General features: G+C 73.0%; 13 protein-coding genes. 7 read left to right on the plus strand and 6 right to left on the minus strand.

Annotation, left to right across the window (positions count from 1 at the left end; translation table 11 throughout):
- The first annotated feature begins 69 nt into the window (after positions 1-69).
- The 3 genes from ACFYL4_RS18720 to ACFYL4_RS18730 all read left to right on the plus strand — a co-directional run bounded on the left by ACFYL4_RS18720 (position 70) and on the right by ACFYL4_RS18730 (position 3,589).
- Entirely contained in the window at positions 70-1,416 is a 1,347-nt protein-coding gene (locus ACFYL4_RS18720; RefSeq protein ID WP_387519550.1) for a CPBP family intramembrane glutamic endopeptidase, read from the plus strand.
- A gap of 17 nt (positions 1,417-1,433) precedes the next feature.
- Entirely contained in the window at positions 1,434-2,231 is a 798-nt protein-coding gene (locus ACFYL4_RS18725; protein WP_357758128.1) for an alpha/beta fold hydrolase, read from the plus strand.
- 65 nt (positions 2,232-2,296) lie between these two features.
- Positions 2,297-3,589, plus strand: a complete 1,293-nt coding sequence (locus tag ACFYL4_RS18730; protein WP_357758133.1) for an MFS transporter — start codon at positions 2,297-2,299, stop codon at positions 3,587-3,589.
- Here the strand turns inward: ACFYL4_RS18730 and ACFYL4_RS18735 are convergent.
- From ACFYL4_RS18735 to ACFYL4_RS18745, 3 genes are all read right to left on the minus strand, one after another.
- Positions 3,576-4,562, minus strand: coding sequence for a coiled-coil domain-containing protein (locus tag ACFYL4_RS18735; RefSeq protein ID WP_387519552.1), 987 nt, complete (start codon positions 4,560-4,562; stop codon positions 3,576-3,578). The genes ACFYL4_RS18730 and ACFYL4_RS18735 overlap by 14 nt on opposite strands.
- A 207-nt stretch (positions 4,563-4,769) precedes the next feature.
- Positions 4,770-5,327, minus strand: a complete 558-nt coding sequence (gene def / locus ACFYL4_RS18740; RefSeq protein WP_357758139.1) for a peptide deformylase — start codon at positions 5,325-5,327, stop codon at positions 4,770-4,772.
- A gap of 43 nt (positions 5,328-5,370) precedes the next feature.
- Positions 5,371-6,183: an aminoglycoside adenylyltransferase domain-containing protein gene (locus ACFYL4_RS18745; RefSeq protein WP_357758142.1), complete on the minus strand. Its 813-nt coding sequence runs from the start codon at positions 6,181-6,183 to the stop codon at positions 5,371-5,373.
- A 775-nt stretch (positions 6,184-6,958) separates the two neighbouring features.
- Here ACFYL4_RS18745 and ACFYL4_RS18750 point away from each other — a divergent pair.
- Positions 6,959-7,636 carry a cobalamin biosynthesis protein CbiX gene (locus ACFYL4_RS18750; protein WP_357758145.1) on the plus strand — a complete coding sequence of 226 codons (678 nt, stop codon included), beginning with the start codon at positions 6,959-6,961 and terminating at the stop codon, positions 7,634-7,636.
- Between the two features lie 241 nt (positions 7,637-7,877).
- Entirely contained in the window at positions 7,878-8,801 is a 924-nt protein-coding gene (locus tag ACFYL4_RS18755) for an aminoglycoside phosphotransferase family protein (protein WP_357758148.1), read from the plus strand.
- A 108-nt stretch (positions 8,802-8,909) separates the two neighbouring features.
- Here the strand turns inward: ACFYL4_RS18755 and ACFYL4_RS18760 are convergent, their stop codons facing one another.
- Both ACFYL4_RS18760 and ACFYL4_RS18765 read right to left on the minus strand, forming a co-directional pair.
- Complete coding sequence (locus ACFYL4_RS18760) at positions 8,910-9,587, minus strand: response regulator (protein ID WP_357758151.1); 678 nt, start codon at positions 9,585-9,587, stop codon at positions 8,910-8,912.
- Between the two features lie 8 nt (positions 9,588-9,595).
- Positions 9,596-12,103: an ATP-binding protein gene (locus ACFYL4_RS18765; RefSeq protein ID WP_387519556.1), complete on the minus strand. Its 2,508-nt coding sequence runs from the start codon at positions 12,101-12,103 to the stop codon at positions 9,596-9,598.
- Between the two features lie 151 nt (positions 12,104-12,254).
- Here ACFYL4_RS18765 and ACFYL4_RS18770 point away from each other — a divergent pair, with 151 nt between their 5' ends.
- The gene (locus ACFYL4_RS18770; protein WP_357758157.1) at positions 12,255-13,190 is read left to right on the plus strand and encodes a hypothetical protein; all 936 of its coding nucleotides are present in this window, start codon (positions 12,255-12,257) and stop codon (positions 13,188-13,190) included.
- A 357-nt stretch (positions 13,191-13,547) separates the two neighbouring features.
- Entirely contained in the window at positions 13,548-14,153 is a 606-nt protein-coding gene (locus ACFYL4_RS18775; protein ID WP_387519558.1) for a hypothetical protein, read from the plus strand.
- A gap of 45 nt (positions 14,154-14,198) precedes the next feature.
- Here the strand turns inward: ACFYL4_RS18775 and ACFYL4_RS18780 are convergent, their stop codons facing one another.
- Complete coding sequence (locus tag ACFYL4_RS18780; RefSeq protein WP_387519560.1) at positions 14,199-15,839, minus strand: FAD-binding oxidoreductase; 1,641 nt, start codon at positions 15,837-15,839, stop codon at positions 14,199-14,201.
- Positions 15,840-15,855: the final 16 nt, after the last annotated feature.

Below are 15,855 nucleotides of genomic sequence, written 5' to 3' on the forward strand. Positions count from 1 at the left end.
CTCGGACGATCTCCGGCAATCCGCTCGTTCGTGGCTCTATGACCCGGGTCGTTCTTCTAGGCTGTGCCCGTGCCATGGTCGGAGAGTCTCCCTCAATTCAGTCTCGCCGGGACCCTTCTTACGGTCCTGCTGCTGTTCTTCGCGGCGTTCGGCGAACCCCTGCTCGGACGGCGCGCGTTCGCGTGGCTGTCGCGCCGAGGAAACGGTGACGAGCGCGCCCTCGGGCTGCTGTACGCGGTCACGATGGCGATCCACGTGCTGTGGGGGCTGCTGGTCCTCGCGGTGCTGCTGCTGTCCCCCGACCTGAACGCGGTCGACCTCGGGCTGCGCGTCCCGGACGCCGTCGGCCCCGTCGTGGGCGCGGCGATCGGCGGGACGATCGCGCTGGCGGCCTTCTGGGTGCTGGTCAACGGTCTGCCCGCCCGTCCGGCCCGACGCCCCCGGCGCGGTACCGGTGACGGCGACGCCGAGAGCGGGGGCCGTGGCCGCAAGGGCCACCGGGGGCGCAGGGGCGCGAGCAGGCCCATGCGGCTTCCGGAACCCGGCAGCCAGCAGTACCTGCTGCTGCCGCGGACCGGTCGCGAACGGGCCCTGGCCGGAGGGATGGCGGTCACCGGCGGTGTGTTCGGCGAACTCCTCTACCGGGGCCTGTTCATCACCCTGATCGCCAGCATGGACGTGCCGCTGTGGATCGCCGCGGTGATGTCGGTGGTGCTCTTCTCCCTGGCCCACCTCTACCAGGGCTGGTGGGGCCTGCTCAGCGCGGGTTTCTCCGGGACCCTGTTCACCGTGCTGTACCTGGGCACGGGCAGCCTGGTCGTCCCGATCGCGGTGCACGTGGCGCTCAACCTGCGTTCGGTGGTGTTCCCCCCGGCCGCGGAGCGTGCGGCGGCCGAGGAGTCGCTGCGGGCCGAGGACGGTGACGACGAGTACCCGGACGAGGAGTACTACGACGACGAGGGCGAGGACCGGTACGCGGACGACGGCTACGGCCGCACCGGAGAGTTCGAGGCGGTCGACGCGGGGGAGACCGCGCCGGCGGAGACGGCGTACGCCGACGCCGCTCACGCGTACGGCTCGCCCTCCCCTGACCTTCCGTCCCACGGTTCGTCCGAGGAACAGCGCTACCGGGGGCGGCCGTCGCCCGGCTTCGGGGAGGGCGGGCCCGTCTCCCACGACCCGCCGCCCGGCCCCGGGTACCGGGGTTCGCCCGCGCCGGGCCCCCACGGCACCGGTACGCCCGCCTTCGGAACCCCGGCCTTCGACACCCCGCCGCCGCAGGGACCGCCGCCCGGCTACGGACAGCGCCCGCCGCACTCCCCTCCGCCCCACCCGCCCCAGGGGTACTCGGGACCTCACCCAGGGCACGGCACCGGTGACGACACACGGGGGCCGCACTCCCCCTACCGGGACTGATCGGGCACGATGGAGTGGTGTCCGACGCCATTGACCACTCCATCGACCAGCCCCAGGAGAACCGCTTCTGGCTGACCACCTCCGACGGGGTGGGGATCGACGCCGTGCTGTTGCGCCGCGCCGCGCCCCGCACCAGCGCGGTCGTCATCGCCAACGGCTTCACGGGGACCTACCGGAGCCCGCACACGCGTGCTGTCGCCGAGGGGCTGCTGCCCGTCGGCGACGTGATGACCTTCGACTTCCGGGGACACCACGGCTCCGGAGGCCGCAGCACCGTGGGCAACGCCGAGATCCACGACCTCGAGGCGGTCGTGCGCCGCCTCCGCGAACTCGGCTACACCCACGTGGCCACCCTCGGATTCTCCATGGGCGCCGCCGTCGCCATCCGGCACGCCGCCATCTTCGGCGGGGTCGGCGCGGTGGTGTCCGTGAGTGGCCCCAGCCGCTGGTACTACCGGGGAACCCGGTCCATGCGGTTGCTCACTTTCGGGGTCGGCCGGAGCTTCGGCCGCGCGTTCCTGCGGAGCTTCCGCAAGGTCCGCGTCACCGACCAGCGCTGGAACCCCACCCCGGCCGAACCCAGAGAGGTCGCCGGGGAGGTCGCCCCCGCCTCCCTGCTGGTCGTGCACGGCGACGCGGACAGCTACTTCCCGGTCTCGCACGCCACCGCGATCCACGACGCCGCCCGCCAGCCCAAGGACCTGTGGATCGTGCCCGGGATGGGACACGCGGAGCGCGCGGTCACGCCCGAACTCGTCACCCGTCTGCGCACCTGGCTGGGGGAGCGGCTGCCCCAGCGCGACCAGCCCGTGTAGGTGCCCCAGGGGTGGGCGGGGCGGCGCCGGTCGACAGCCCGCGTCAGCTCCGTTAGAAAGGACGGATGATCCGATCTGGCTCCCCCTCCGCCGGTGACGGCGCCACGGCGTCCACTGATGGTCCGCCCGGTCTCCGGGGGCGCGGTTTCGCCCTCCTGATCATGGCGACCGCCGTCAGCCTGTGCGGGTTCGCCGCCGTCCTCCCGTTGGTGCCGCTGTGGGCCAGCCGGGGCGGAGCGGGCGAGTTCGGGGCGGGCGCCACCACCGCCGCGTTCATGCTCACCACCGTCCTCACCCAGCTGGCCATGCCCTGGCTGCTGGACCGCGCGGGCGGCTACCGGTGGGCGTTTCCCGTGGGCTCGCTCATCATGGGCCTGCCCATGCCGCTGTTCGCCCTCACCACCGACCTCGGACCACTCGTCGCCGTCTCCGCGGTGCGCGGCGTCGGTTTCGGGATGGTGACCGTGGCCGGGACCGCGCTCGCCGCGCGCCTGGTCCCCCGGCGACAGGTCGGTCGGGCCACCGGCTACTACGGGCTGGCGGTCGGTCTGCCGCAGATCGTGATCCTGCCGGGAGGGGTGGCGCTCGCGCTCGGTCTCGGGTTCGACACCGCCTTCTGGCTCACCGGAGCCTGCGGCGTCGTGGCGGCGGTGCTCGCCTCGGGAATCTGGTTCGCCGACGGCGGTCGCAACCGCGTGCTGCTGCGCGGAGCGGGGCGTTCGACGTCCGGTCCCGGCACCGACGACGCGGACCCCTCGCCCCGGGGGCTGTCGCTCCTGCTCGTCCTGGCGGCGCCGCTGGTGATCATGCTGGCGGTGTCGTCGGCGGCCAGCGGGGTCGTCACCTTCCTGGCGATACCGCTCGAAAGGTCCGCCTGGCTGGTGGGGACGGTACTCGCCGTCTACGCGCTCGGCGTCGTGGCGGGTCGGTGGACCGCCGGGGTCGTCTTCGACCGCCACCGCCGCACCGTCCTGCTGATGCCCGGGACGCTCGCGGCGGCCGCCGGAGCGGCACTGGTCACCGCGGGTCTGTGGGCCAACGGCGACGGCGCGCCGGGCGCGGGCACGGCCCTGCTGGTGCTCTCCGGGTCGGCGGTCTTCGGACTCGGGTTCGGAGCCGTGCAGAACGAGACCGTCACCGTGATGCTGGGCCGCGCCGGGCCGACCGGGTACGGCCGGGCCAGCGCGGCCTGGAACATCGGGTTCGACGCGGGCACCGGGGTCGGAGCGGTCGGCCTCGGCCTGCTCATCCAGCTCACCGGCTACGGTCCGGCCTTCGCGGCGGTCGCGGTGGTCCTGGTCGCGGTACTTCCGCTCGCGCGGGCCCGGGCGCCCAGGTCCGGAATCAGTACGAGCTGATGTGCACGTGGTCGTAGTGGTTCTGGGTGAGGTCGCCGCGGTCGTTCATCCAGGTCCACTGGCGTGAGGTCGACTGCCAGATCTGCTGTTCCCAGATGATGTACTTGATGCCCAGCCGATCGGCGTTGGCGATGCCGTAGTCGGCGATCTGCTGGCCGAGGGCCTGGTTCGCCGCCGAGGGCGCGGCACCGTTGGCGCTCATCATGAAGTCGCACGCGGTTCCGGTGCCGTGGTCGTCGTTGCTCGGGCGCCAGCAGCCCACCGGGTAGGGCGCGCCGAACTGCATGATGATCTCGTCGCGGATGGCCGCCATGCGGGGAGTGGTCTGCTCCCAGCCGCCGCCGCGTGCGCTGTCGGGGATCGTGCCGTTGCCGGGGTTGGAACCGCCGGTGTCCCCCGGCCCGTCGGGGACCTGCTCGGCCTCGTACTCCTCGATGCGCTTGGCGACGTCCTCGCGCTGTTCCTCGAGATCGTCGATCAGGTCGGAGGCCTCGGACAGCTCGTCCTGGAGCTCGGCGGTGAGCTCGGCCTGCTCGTCGCGCAGGGCGATGAGCTCGGAGATCTGCTCGGCCTGGTTCTGGCCCAGGTAGTCGACGGTCGCGGCGTCGGTGAACATGTCCTCCGGCTGGCTGGAGAAGACGATCTGGAGCGTCGGGTCGAAACCGTCGCCCTTGTACCGGGCGGCCGCGATGGCCGACACTCCGCCCCGGGACTTCTCCAGGCGTTCGTCGAGGTCGTCCAGCTCGGCCTCGGCGGCCTCCACGCGGTCCTTGATCTCGGTGTACTGGAGCAGTTCGCCGTCGTAGGTCTCCTCCAGCTCCTCGGCCCGCTGGTTCAGCTCGTCGATGTCGACGTCCTCGTCCGGGTCGGCATGGGCCGCGCCGGGCAGGCCGACGAGGACGAGCACGGCGGAGGCGGCGATCGCCGCCGCGGTCCGGCCGCGACGTGGGGCGGTACGAGGAGTGGATGTCATTTCTGCTCCGTGGATGGTACGAGAGCATCCGCTGCGCCGGGGGGACGGCTGCGCCGCCACGGGCGGGAGGTGCTCAGTGGACCATACGAGATCTCGGTGGTACGTGCACAGTGAGTCGACTCGCGTTGCTGTGGGGGTTGAGCGGAGTTCTGTCCAGAAGATACCCGGACCGGGTGACCGTACCGAACGCCGGGTTCGGGGAGGGGGTCAGCCGTTGCCGCCGAAGGCACTGGGAAGGCGCACGGACGTCGAGGGCGCGGGCTGGTCCGCCGGCAGGAACCAGTCGGAGCGACGGATGTCACGCAGGGCCCGCTTACGGGTGTCGGCGTCCAGCCGGTCGATGTAGAGCATGCCGTCCAGGTGATCGGTCTCGTGCTGGAGGCACTGCGCCATCAGCCCGTTCCCCTCGACGGTGACGGGCTCGTTGCGCAGGTCCACGCCCCGGACCACGGCGCGCTGGGCGCGTCGGCTCCTGTACCAGAGCCGGGGGATGGACAGGCAGCCCTCGTCGCAGTCCTGGAGCTCCTCGGAGAGCTCCACGATCTCGGGGTTGATCACGTAGCCCGTGCGGCCCTCGACGTCGTAGCTGAACACGCGCGAGCCCACCCCGATCTGGGTGGCGGCCACACCGGCGCGGCCGGGGGCGTCGACGGTGTCGAGGAGGTCGCGGACCAACTTCTCCGTGCGCTGGTCGAAGGTGGTCACGGGGGAGGTCCGGGTCACGAGGACGGGGTCGCCGAAGCGGACGATGGGGCGCATGGTCATACCCCCAGATTAGTCGCCCGGCACGATGGGGCCGCCGGTGCGCTCAGGTGGCCAGGCCGGGGCGCAGGGACTCGTCGAGGACCATCTCGATGTAGTCGAGGGCGGCGCGGCGACGGGCCAGGGCGCTCTCGTACAGGGAGGGGGCCTGGGCGCCGCGCCTGACCCGGAGGCACTCGTTGACGATGCGCTGCCAGCGTTCGGGGAAGGCGTGCAGGGCGTAGGTCCCGGCGCCGGACTTGGAGGTGATCTCACCGGTGGCCAGGGTGAAGTGCAGGCGGCTGACGCTCAGCACGCTCCACGAGGGGGCGAGTGATCCGAGGACGGCCAGGCCGCGCGGGGTGACCAGGCGACCGGCCTTCTCCCGCCAGCGCCGCCAGTGCTCGTCGAGGGAGCCGAGCGACCAGGTGCGCAGGCTCTCCGGCTCGTCCCACACGTCGAGTTCGCAGGGGTGCGGGCCGCGCACGGTGACCCCTCGGTCGGCCAGGACGTGCCAGGTCACGGGATTGACGTCGACCGCGGCGCGGTCCCGGAACCGGCCGTTGGTGACGGAGGGCACGGGGCCGCAGGCGGCGGGGTCGCGGTTCAGCTCGTCCCAGGTGACGTGGATGCCGTTGAACTGGGGGCGGGGGACCTCGTTCCGGGTGCGGGCGTGCGCGCGCCGCAGGGCGTCCAGGTCCTCCCGCTCGGCGGGGCGGTCGGTGACGATGACGAAGTCGACGTCGCTGGTGTGCGGGCGGAAGTCGCCGAGGGCGACCGAACCGGTCAGGTAGAGGCCTTGGACCAGGCCGGGGGCCTCCCGGTCGGCGTTGGCGAGGAAAGCCTGGGTCAGCGTCTGCACCCGAGGGTGGACGGCCATGCTCAACTCCAGTCTGGGACGGCTCGGCGGGCGGTGGTGGTGGGTGGACGGTGGTCGGGCTGTGGGGAGGCCACCGGTTGATGGGCCGGGTGGGACAGCGGGACGCTGGTGGGACCGCGGGTCCCTACCGTCGCGTTCCAGTGTGCTGCCGGTTCTGGGGTATCGCAAGTGATCACGCCGGAATCGCACCCTGTCTCCCCACGTCAAGTGGTGTGTGGTTCTGCGGTGGAGGGGGAGTTCGCACCCTTGACAGGGGTCGCACTCGTGTGGCAGGAGGCGGTGGGCCGGGTGCCGATCGGTCGCTTCCGCCGTCCCCGGCGGCGTGCGCATTCCGTGGCACGTGCAAACGGCGCGTGCAGAAGGTCCGGATTCTGTGCGTGGCGGATTTCTCCGGAGAGGTCGGGGTGAATGCCGCGCGCCGGTGCCGGGTGGGGCGGTGGAAATCGGAACCCGGTTCCATGGGGTGCGCCGGTTGCCTCGGAGTCGCAGAGGAATTCCGTGTCCCACGAGGTCAGTGGTGGTGTTGTGACAATCCTTGATCCCGTGGGGCATTCGCCCCGCAGGTGCGGGGAGACGCACGCCACCCTCCCGATGAGTGGACACTCTCCGGTCGGTGGTGGATTGTTATGATTTGCCAAGTCTTCCCCTGGTGATAACCAACTCAGCCATTGTCCGCTTTTTTCCTCCGCGTAACACCGGGGCGATTTCCCGAAATCCCGCACCCCTACGCTCGGTGGGCCGTGGCAGACGCCTCAGCGATCCCAAGGAGCCGATCATGGTCCCCACGATGATCCTCGTAGCCGACGACTCCCGAGACGCCCACCGACGCGACGCCCTGCACGGGTTGGCCGAGGCGGTGGCCCGGCGCGGTGAGGTGCCCGTCACTGCGGCCTTCGGTGGCCCCGACGAGGTCGGCGCCGCGATCCGCGCCGTCCGGGGGCCCAAGGTGGTGGTCCCCGCCTTCGTCGCGGGCGGCGACGTCGCCAGCGCCCACCTGCTCACCCGCCTCGACCTCGGGCGGGTGGAGGACGCGTGCCGGACGTCCCCGCTGGGAGCGGTCCCGTCCATCGTCGCCGACCTCGCCGCACGGCTCTCCGACTCGGGCCGCAGGCCCGACGACGGCGTGGTCCTGGCCGCAGACGGCACCACGGGAACCGAGGAGCGCCAGGTGGTGATGGACGTGGCACGGATGCTGAGCCGCCGTCTCTCCTCCCCCGTCCAGGTGGGGTACCTGCGCACCTGGGCGCCGACCGTCCTGGACGCCGTCGCCCGATTGCGCCGCGACGGGCGCGAACGGGTCGCCGTGGCCGCCTGGAGACTGGTCGACGGGCCCGACTTCGACCTGCTCCGCCGACTGGACACCACCGCCATCACCGCTCCGCTGTGGCCCTCCGAACTGGTCGTGGACACGCTCCTGGCCCAGCACCGGGCGGCCCGGGGCCGCCTCACCTGACGTTCCGGGGTCGGGGCCCGGTGGCGGTCGCGTCGCGATCGGCGACGACGCCGTTACCGCCGGGGCGAGGATGGGTATGGGGCCCAGGGGCGGGAAATCCCGCACCCGCGACGCGGTGCCCGCCGCACCGGCCACCGGTCGGCGGCGGTGCGGCCACGGCTCCGACGCGGTACCCGTACGTCGCCCCGGTGAGCGAGCCCCTCCCGGCGGGCACGGACGTGAGCGAACCGAAGGTGGATGTATGAACGACGGCACAGCGCAGTTCGTCGAGGACCGGCAGCGCCGCCGCCTGGAACGGCGCTTCGGGCACCACGTCACCGAGTGGTTGGCGGAACTGCCCGGAACCGTCGAGAAGCTGGCCACCGAGTGGCGACTGACGGTCGAGGGGCCGGCCCCGCACGGCCGTACCTCCGTCGTCCTCTACGTCCGCCGCGCGGACGGGGCCGAGGGTGTCCTCAAGATCTCGCCCGACAGCGGCCTCTCCGTCTCCGAGGCCGAACTGTTGCGCATGTGGGCGCCGTCTCGGCGGGTGCCCGACGTGTGGGGGGTGGACCCCGATCGCGGGGCGTTCCTCATGGAGCGGGTCGAGGGCTCCACGGTCGCGGCCTCCGGCGTGGTCCCGGCCATGGAGACCATCGGCGGGCTCATCGCGGAACTGCACGCGGTCCAGGTGGACCCGGTCGAGCTTCGGGAGCTGCGCCCGCTCAGCGCCCGGGTGCAGTTCGTGTTCGAGATGTGGGGCCGCGAACGCGAGGCGGGCGCGGCCGCGGACATCGTCCCGGCGCCCGTCATGCACCGGGGTGCCGCCAAGGCCCGCGACCTCGCCCACGGCGACCAGGACGTCGTCCCGCTCCACGGCGACCTGCACCCCGGCAACGTCATCGACGGCGGGTCCCGCGGCCTGGTCGTCCTCGATCCGCGCGCCTGTCTGGGCGACGGCGCCGCCGACGCGGTCGACTGGGCGGTGTGGAAGGCGTCCGGCGTCGCCGAGGTGGAGGGCCGGGTGGAGACGCTCTCCCGTGTCATGAGCGTGGACCCCGGCCGCATGATGGAGTGGGTGCGGGCCTTCGCGCCCTGCTTCGCCGTGGCCAAGGCCAACCGCGGGCAGACCGACTCGGTCGAGTTCGACCTGATGATGGACCTGTGCGGAGCCACCACCTCGTGACGCTCGCCTCGGCGCACCACCTCCAGGTGCGGAGCGGCCGGTCAGCCGTCCCCGGTCCGCACCGCGGCCCGGCCCGCACCACCCGCGTACACGCCGTCCTCGGGCACGTCAGCCGTCCTTCTCGAACCGGTAGCCCCGGCCCGCCTCCGTGATGAGGTAGCGCGGTCGGGAGGGGTCGGGTTCCAGCTTGCGGCGCAGCTGTGCCAGGTAGACCCGCAGGTAGTTGGTCTCGTTCTGGTAGTTGGGACCCCACACGTCGTGCAGGAGCCGACGCTGGCTCACCAGCTGGCCGGCGTTGCGGGCCAGCAGCTCCAGGACATGCCACTCGGTGGGGGTGAGCCGCACCTCCCCGCCGTCCCGGGTCACCCGCTTGGCGCCCAGATCCACCTCGAAGGACGCGGTGCGCACCACGGGGGCCTCCTCCACCGGCGCCGACCGGCGTTCGGCGGCGCGCATCCGGGCCAGTAGCTCGTCCATCCCGAACGGCTTCGTGACGTAGTCGTCCGCGCCCAGGTCCAGGCAGCGCACCTTCTCACCGGCGGAGTGCCGGGCGGAGAGCACGATGATGGGCACCTGCGACCAACCGCGCAGCCGCTGGATGACCTCGACCCCCTCCATGTCCGGGAGCCCGAGATCCAGGAGCACCACGTGGGGGAGGCGCTCCGAGGCCAGGCGCAGCGCGCTCTCGCCGTCCGGTGCGGTGTCCACGTCGTAGCCACGGGCCCTCAGGTTGATCCGCATCGCCCGGATGATCTGCACGTCGTCGTCGACGACCAGCACCCGCATGCCGCTCCTCATATGTCGCCCTCGTCCACCGCGCGCAGGGTGAACACCATGGTCAGTCCGCCGCCCGGGGTGTCCTCCGGGGCCAGGGTGCCGTGCATCGCCTCAACGAAACCACGCGCCACCGCCAGCCCGAGACCCACCCCGGTGCCCTGCGGGGTGTCGCCCAGGCGCTGGAACGCCTCGAACATCCTCTGCTTGGCCTCGTCGGAGACCCCGGGCCCCCGGTCCGCCACGCGCAGCTGCACGCTGTCTCCGTGCGCGCTGGCGGACACCAGCACCGGGGTGCGGGGGTCGGGGTTGTAGCGCACCGCGTTGGTGACCACGTTGGCCACGGCCCGGTCCAGCAGGCCCGCGTCCGCCCGCACCCGGGGCAGGCCCTCGGGGACGTCCACCACCACCGCGTCCCCCGGCACCCCCAGCAGGGTCGCCGGGAGGACCTCCTCCAACGCCACCGGCCGCAGCTGCGGCCGCACGCTGTCGGTCTGCACCCGGCTCATGTCCAGGAGGTTGCCGATGAGCCGGTCGAGCCGGTCGGCCGACTCCTCGACGGTCTCCAGCAGCTCCGCGCGGTCATCCTCCGAGAGGAGGATGTCCGTGGCCCGCAGACTGGACACGCTCGCCTTGATGGAGGTCAGCGGCGTGCGCAGGTCGTGCGAGACCGCCGCCAGCAGAGCCGTTCGTATGCGGTTTCCGGCCACCTGGCCGCGCGCCTCGGCCGCGTCCCAGGCCAGCCTCTGGTGCTCCAGCGCGATCCCCACCTGCGTGGCGAAGGCCTCCAGCACACCGCGGTCGGCGGCGGGCAGCACCCTGCCGCGCAGCCCTAGCGCCACCGTGTCGGAGACCGACACCAGCGCGTCCGCCTCCTCCGGGGCCTCGCACGCCGGCGCGCCGACACTGTGCACCGGGTACCAGCGGTCGTCGTCCAACCGCTCCAACAGCGTCGCCGACCGCTGCCCGAAGGTCTCCCTGATGCGCCGCAACAACGCCTGGAGGGGTTCGTTCCCGGACAGCACGCTGGCCGCCAGCAGGGCGACGGCGTCCGCCTCGGCCCGGGCGCGCAGGGCCTGGGCCGAGCGCCGGGCGGCCATCTCCACCATCGCCGCCACCAACCCTCCCACCAGTACGAACGCCGTCATGGACAGGACGTTGTCCAGGGACACCGACGGCCGCCCGTGCAGCGGCGAGAGCAGCACGGTGAGCAGGACCGCGCTCCACAGGGCGGAGGCCAGGGCGGGGCGCAGGCCGCCCACGGCCGCCGTGGCCACGGTGATCAGCAACAGCAGCAGCGGGTCGGCGGCCGGGCCCACCTCGGAGAAGACCGGCAGGGCCAGGACCAGGGTGACGAAGGGCGGGGCCAGGAGTGCCAGCGTCCACCCCCACAGCCGCCGGTGCTCGTTCAGCCCCCGCCCCGGGGCGGGCAGCGGCCAGCGGCCCCGGCCCACCTCCTCGTGCGTGACGATGTGCACGTCGATGTCGCCGGACTCGCGGGCCACGATCGTTCCCACCCCGGGGCCGAACACGTACTGCCAGGGTCGTCTGCGCGACGAGCCCAGGACGATCTGGGTGGCGTGGGCGCCGCGCGCGAACTCCAGCAGCGCGGAGGGCACGTCCGCGCCGACCACCTGGTGGTAGGTGCCGCCCAGCTCCGCCAGCAGGTGCCGCTGCCGCAGCAGTTCCCCGTTGGGGCGTTCCCCGATCCCGCTCGGCGGTACCACGTGCACCGCCAGCAGGTGGCTGGGCTGGGGGCGCCCGCCGCGCGAGCGGGCCGCGACACGGGCGGCGCGGCGGATCAGGGTCTCGCCCTCGGGCCCCCCGGTCAGCGCCACGACCACCCGTTCCCGTACCTCCCAGGTGTCGCGGATCTCGTGTTCGCCGAGATAGTGGCTGAGCCCCTCCTCGACCCGGTCGGCGGTCCAGAGCAGGGCGAGTTCGCGCAGCGCCGCCAGGTTGCCCTCGCGGTAGTAGTCGGCCAGCGCGGCGTCGACCCGCTCGGCGGGGTGCAGGTCGCCGTGGGCCATCCGGCGCCGCAGCTCCTGGGGGGTGGCGTCGACCAGCTCGATCTCGGCGGCGGCGCGCACTACCCGGTCCGGAACGGTGTACTCGGGCCGGACCCCGGTGATCTGGTGGACGACGTCGTACAGGGAGTCCAGGTGGTGGACGCCCACCGTGGACAGGACGTCGATCCCGGCCGCCAGGAGCTCCTCCACGTCCTGCCAGCGGGTCGCGTTGGGGGAGCCGGGCTCGTTGGGCCGGGCGAGGTCGTCCACCAGGACGAGTCGGGGCGCCCGGGTGATCACGGCCGCGGTGTCCACCGCCCCCGTCGCCAGGGGCGGGACGGTCTCCAGGCCCTCCAGCAGCGCGGAGGTCTGGGCCCGGCGGTGGGTGTGGACCGCGCCGACCACCACGTCGGTCCCGCGTTCGGCGCGGCGCCGCGCCTCGGCCAGCGCGTGGTGCGTGCTCCCGACCCCGGGGGCCGAACCCAGGTGGATACGGAGTGTTCCTCTCACGTCTCCCATTGTGGGTGCGCGACGCCGCGCACGCCGACGTTCGGGTGGGAAACCGGAGACGGAAGGTGACCGGAAGAGGACGACGGGAGATTCTTCACGTCTGGTGTCCGGTAGAACTTGAAGGGTCCTTTACGACAGATCAGACCACGAGGTAACCCCCATGGGACAGCCCCCGCCCCCGAACGGCCCGCAGGGCCCCTACCCCGGTCAGCCGCCCCAGGGTCCGCCGCCCGGGTACGGTCAGCAGCCGCCGCAGGGTCCGCCTGGCCAGTTCCCGCCCCAGGGGCCGCCTCCGCAGGGTCCGCCGCCCGGGTTCGGTCAGCCTCCGGGTTTCGGTCAGCAGCCACCGCAGGGACCCCCCGGCCAGTTCCCGCCGGGCCAGTTCCCTCCCGGTCAGTTTCCGCCCGGACCGGGCCCGCAGGGCGCTCCCAAGAAGAAGACCGGGCTGATCGTCGGCGCGGCGGCCGGGGCCGTGGTACTCGTCGCGGCCCTCGGCGGGGTCCTGATCGCGGTCAACTCCAGCGCGGTGTACACCTCGCTGCCCGACAACTGCGAGGACGCCTTCCACGCCGAGACCCTGAGCCCCCTCTTCTCGGGGTCCCTCCCCACGATGTCCGGTGAGTTCGACCGGGACGAGTACAGCGTCGCGGAGTCGTCGTTCGGCATCCTGGTGTGCTCGGGTGAGGTCGACGACGTGAACGTCGCGGTCACCGCCGAGCTGTTCGACCCCGAGGACATCCAGGCCGTGCGGGAGATGGCGGACACCTTCCGGGAGGACGAGGTCGCCGACAGGTTCATGAGCGAGGCCGCCGAGCCCGGCGTGGTCGAGGAGTACGACTCCGGCTACGGCGCCACGGGGGAGATCCTGTGGGACTTCACCTCGTTCGGGGACGACAGCGTCGTGGTGGCCGTCACCACGGAGGCCGGTCCCCTGACGCACGGGACCTCCACGAGCCTGTTCGTCACGGACAACATCGCGGGCCTCGTGGTCGTCAGCGACGGCGCGAACGAATACCCTGTCGAGGAGCTGTTCAGCGTCACGGAGTCCGTCTCCAAGGATTTGGCGCGCCAGCTCAGGCGGTCGGCCGAGAAGTAGATCCCCGGTCCGCTCCGCGGCCCTGAGGGTGCGGGGCGAACCGGCACCGGTTCGTCCCCGCCGCCCCCTCGGCGGTGGGTGTTCGGCCCCCGTCGCCCTCCACGTCGCCAGCCCTGGCGACACCGACCACGAGGCACCGTCATGGGACAGCCCCCATCCCCGCCCCCGCACGGAACACCCCACCCGTTTCCCGGTCCGCCGGGCCAGGGGGCGCCCCCCGGACCTCCTGGCGCGCCGCCGCCGGGGCCGGGTGGAATCGGTCCGCCCCCGCCTCCCGGGCCCCACCGACGGCGCCGGGGGCTGTTCCTGGGCGGGATCGGCGTCGGGCTCCTGACCCTCGTCTCCACCGTCGTGGTCGTGGTGTCCCTCAGCGGGAACAACGGCCCCTACGCGTCCCTGCCGGACTGCGACACCCTGCTGCCCCGCGAGGTCCTCGACGCGATCCCCGGGACCGACGGGGAGAGGGCCGAGGGCGAGTACCGGGGGCCGGACGACCTGGACGACGCGTCCCGTCCGTTGGAGAACGGCCCCCTGGGGCGTCTCTCCTGCGGTGCCGATATCCGCGACGGTGCCGACGCTCTTCTGGTCACGGTCTCGATCTTCGAGCCCCATGCCGACGACCCCGAGGCGGCCGATGAGCTCACCGGGTTCCTGGCCGATCGGTCGCGAGAGCGTACCGAGATCTGGGAGGAGGAGGCGTTCGACCAGTTGCTGGACCGGCCGGTCGGCGGTTGGCGCGAGATCGGGGTCGGGGAGTTCGGGTTCGTCGGCTTGCTCGACGACACCGACCGCGGCTCGTCCTCCCAGGTGGTGGTCGTGGAGTACGTCACCGACAACCTCTGGGTGCGGACCCTTTACCGCACCGAGGACCCCCAGGACGAGGCCGAGTCCTACCGGTACGCCGAGCGCTTCGCCCAGCGGTTGGACCGGCGGATCGCCCGTGAGGCCGAACCGGCCGGCTGACCCTTCCGGCCGGGCGCGGACCTCGGGCCCGCGCCCGGCGCGGGCTCACTCCCCGGGGATGAGCTTGCCCGGGTTGAGTACGCCCTCCGGGTCCAGCGCCGACTTGACCGCGCGCAGCACGTCGGCACCGAGCGGACCGAGCTCGGCGGCCATCCAGGGGCGGTGGTCGGTACCCACGGCGTGGTGGTGCGTGATGGTGCCGCGGTGGGCCACGATCGCGTCCGAGGCCGCCCGCTTGGCGCGGTCCCAGCGCGCGGCCGGGTCCTCGCCCGCCCCGGTGGCCACGGTGAAGTACAGCGAGGCGCCGGTGGCGTAGGTGTGCGAGACGTGGCACTGCACCACGGCGCCGCTCTCGTCGTCCTCCAGGGCGCCGGTCAGGGCGCTCACCACGGCCCTGTAGAGCGGCAGCAGGTCGCTCCAGGACGCGGCGGTCTCCAGGGTCTCGGCGAGCACGCCCGCCGACAGCAGGGTGTCCCGCAGGTAGGGGGCCTGGAACCGGGTCTCGCGCCAGTGCGCCACCGGGTCCGGGCCGAGCGGCGTTCCGCCCGCCGCCTCCATGGCCTCCCGGACCACGGCCGCCCGCGCCCCGACCTCCGCGTCGGTGCCCTCGAACCCGAGCACGGCCTGACAGCCGGGGACGGCCTCGCGGCCGCCGAGGGCGGCGTTCACGAAGGTCTCGGTCTCGTCGGACAGGCGCGCCATGGTGGGCCGGGTATCCGACTGGGCCAGGGCGCGCAGCGCGTCCACCCCGGTGGCGTAGTCGGGGAAGGACCAGGCCTCGTCCAGGACCCGCTCCGGCCTGGGCCGCACCCGCACGGCCACCTCGGTGATCACCCCGAGCGTGCCCTCCGAGCCCACGAGCAGGCGGCGCAGGTCGGGTCCGGCGGCGGAGGCGGGCGGGCCGCCCGCCTCCAGGGTGCCGCGCGGGGTGGCGACCCTCAGGCCCACCACCATGTCCTCGAACCGCCCGTACCCGGCGGAGGCCTGGCCGCTGGAACGGGTGGCGGCGTACCCGCCGATGGTCGCGTACTCGTAGCTCTGCGGCGTGTGCCCGAGGGTGAGCCCGTGCTCGGCCAGCAGGGCCTCGGCGTGAGGGGTGCGCACACCCGCGCCGAGGACGGCGGTCAGGGACGTGGCGTCCAGGGTGAGCAGCCGGTTCAGGCGGCGCAGGTCGAGGGTGACGACCGCGCGGAAGCCGCCGTCGAGGGGGGAGACGCCGCCCACCACGCTCGTGCCCCCGCCGAAGGGGACCACGGCCACGCGTTCGGACGAGCACAGCGCCAGGACCCGCTCCACCTCGTCGTGGTCGGCGGGGTACAGCACGGCGTCGGGGGCCGGGGCCCGCCCGGCCCGGCGGGCGAGGAGGTCGGGTGTGCTCTTGCCGCCCGCGTGGAGGAGCCGAGTGGCGTCGTCCACGCGCACGTTGTCGGACCCCAGTGCCTCGGTGAAGGCGTCTCGCAGCCGTTCGTCCAGGCGGGAGGCGGACAGCTCCACGTCCGACTCGGGCACCGGGGGCATGTCCGTGGTTCGGGTGCGCAGCACCTGGGAGACGAGTTCACGCAGTCCGGGGTCGAGTTCCTTGGCCCTGGCGGGGTCGCCCCAGGCGTACCAGCTCATGTCCGGGGCGGTCGCGGCGGTGTCGGCCGGACTGACGGAGTCGGGCGCAGTGCGAGCATCGTGGGTCATGCTCTACAGTTTTACA

It is taken from the genome of Nocardiopsis sp. NPDC006938 (assembly GCF_042869555.1).
In the GTDB taxonomy this organism is placed as follows: domain Bacteria; phylum Actinomycetota; class Actinomycetes; order Streptosporangiales; family Streptosporangiaceae; genus Nocardiopsis.

What these genes read in the sequence shown, in the direction of transcription:
- ACFYL4_RS18730 (WP_357758133.1), top strand. Translation starts at nt 2,297, where the DNA reads ATGATCCGATCTGGCTCCCCCTCCGCCGGTGACGGCGCCACGGCGTCC.
- ACFYL4_RS18735 (WP_387519552.1), bottom strand. Translation starts at nt 4,562, where the DNA reads ATGACATCCACTCCTCGTACCGCCCCACGTCGCGGCCGGACCGCGGCG.
- def (WP_357758139.1), bottom strand. Translation starts at nt 5,327, where the DNA reads ATGACCATGCGCCCCATCGTCCGCTTCGGCGACCCCGTCCTCGTGACC.
- ACFYL4_RS18745 (WP_357758142.1), bottom strand. Translation starts at nt 6,183, where the DNA reads ATGGCCGTCCACCCTCGGGTGCAGACGCTGACCCAGGCTTTCCTCGCC.
- ACFYL4_RS18750 (WP_357758145.1), top strand. Translation starts at nt 6,959, where the DNA reads ATGGTCCCCACGATGATCCTCGTAGCCGACGACTCCCGAGACGCCCAC.
- ACFYL4_RS18755 (WP_357758148.1), top strand. Translation starts at nt 7,878, where the DNA reads ATGAACGACGGCACAGCGCAGTTCGTCGAGGACCGGCAGCGCCGCCGC.
- ACFYL4_RS18760 (WP_357758151.1), bottom strand. Translation starts at nt 9,587, where the DNA reads ATGCGGGTGCTGGTCGTCGACGACGACGTGCAGATCATCCGGGCGATG.
- ACFYL4_RS18765 (WP_387519556.1), bottom strand. Translation starts at nt 12,103, where the DNA reads ATGGGAGACGTGAGAGGAACACTCCGTATCCACCTGGGTTCGGCCCCC.
- ACFYL4_RS18770 (WP_357758157.1), top strand. Translation starts at nt 12,255, where the DNA reads ATGGGACAGCCCCCGCCCCCGAACGGCCCGCAGGGCCCCTACCCCGGT.
- ACFYL4_RS18780 (WP_387519560.1), bottom strand. Translation starts at nt 15,839, where the DNA reads ATGACCCACGATGCTCGCACTGCGCCCGACTCCGTCAGTCCGGCCGAC.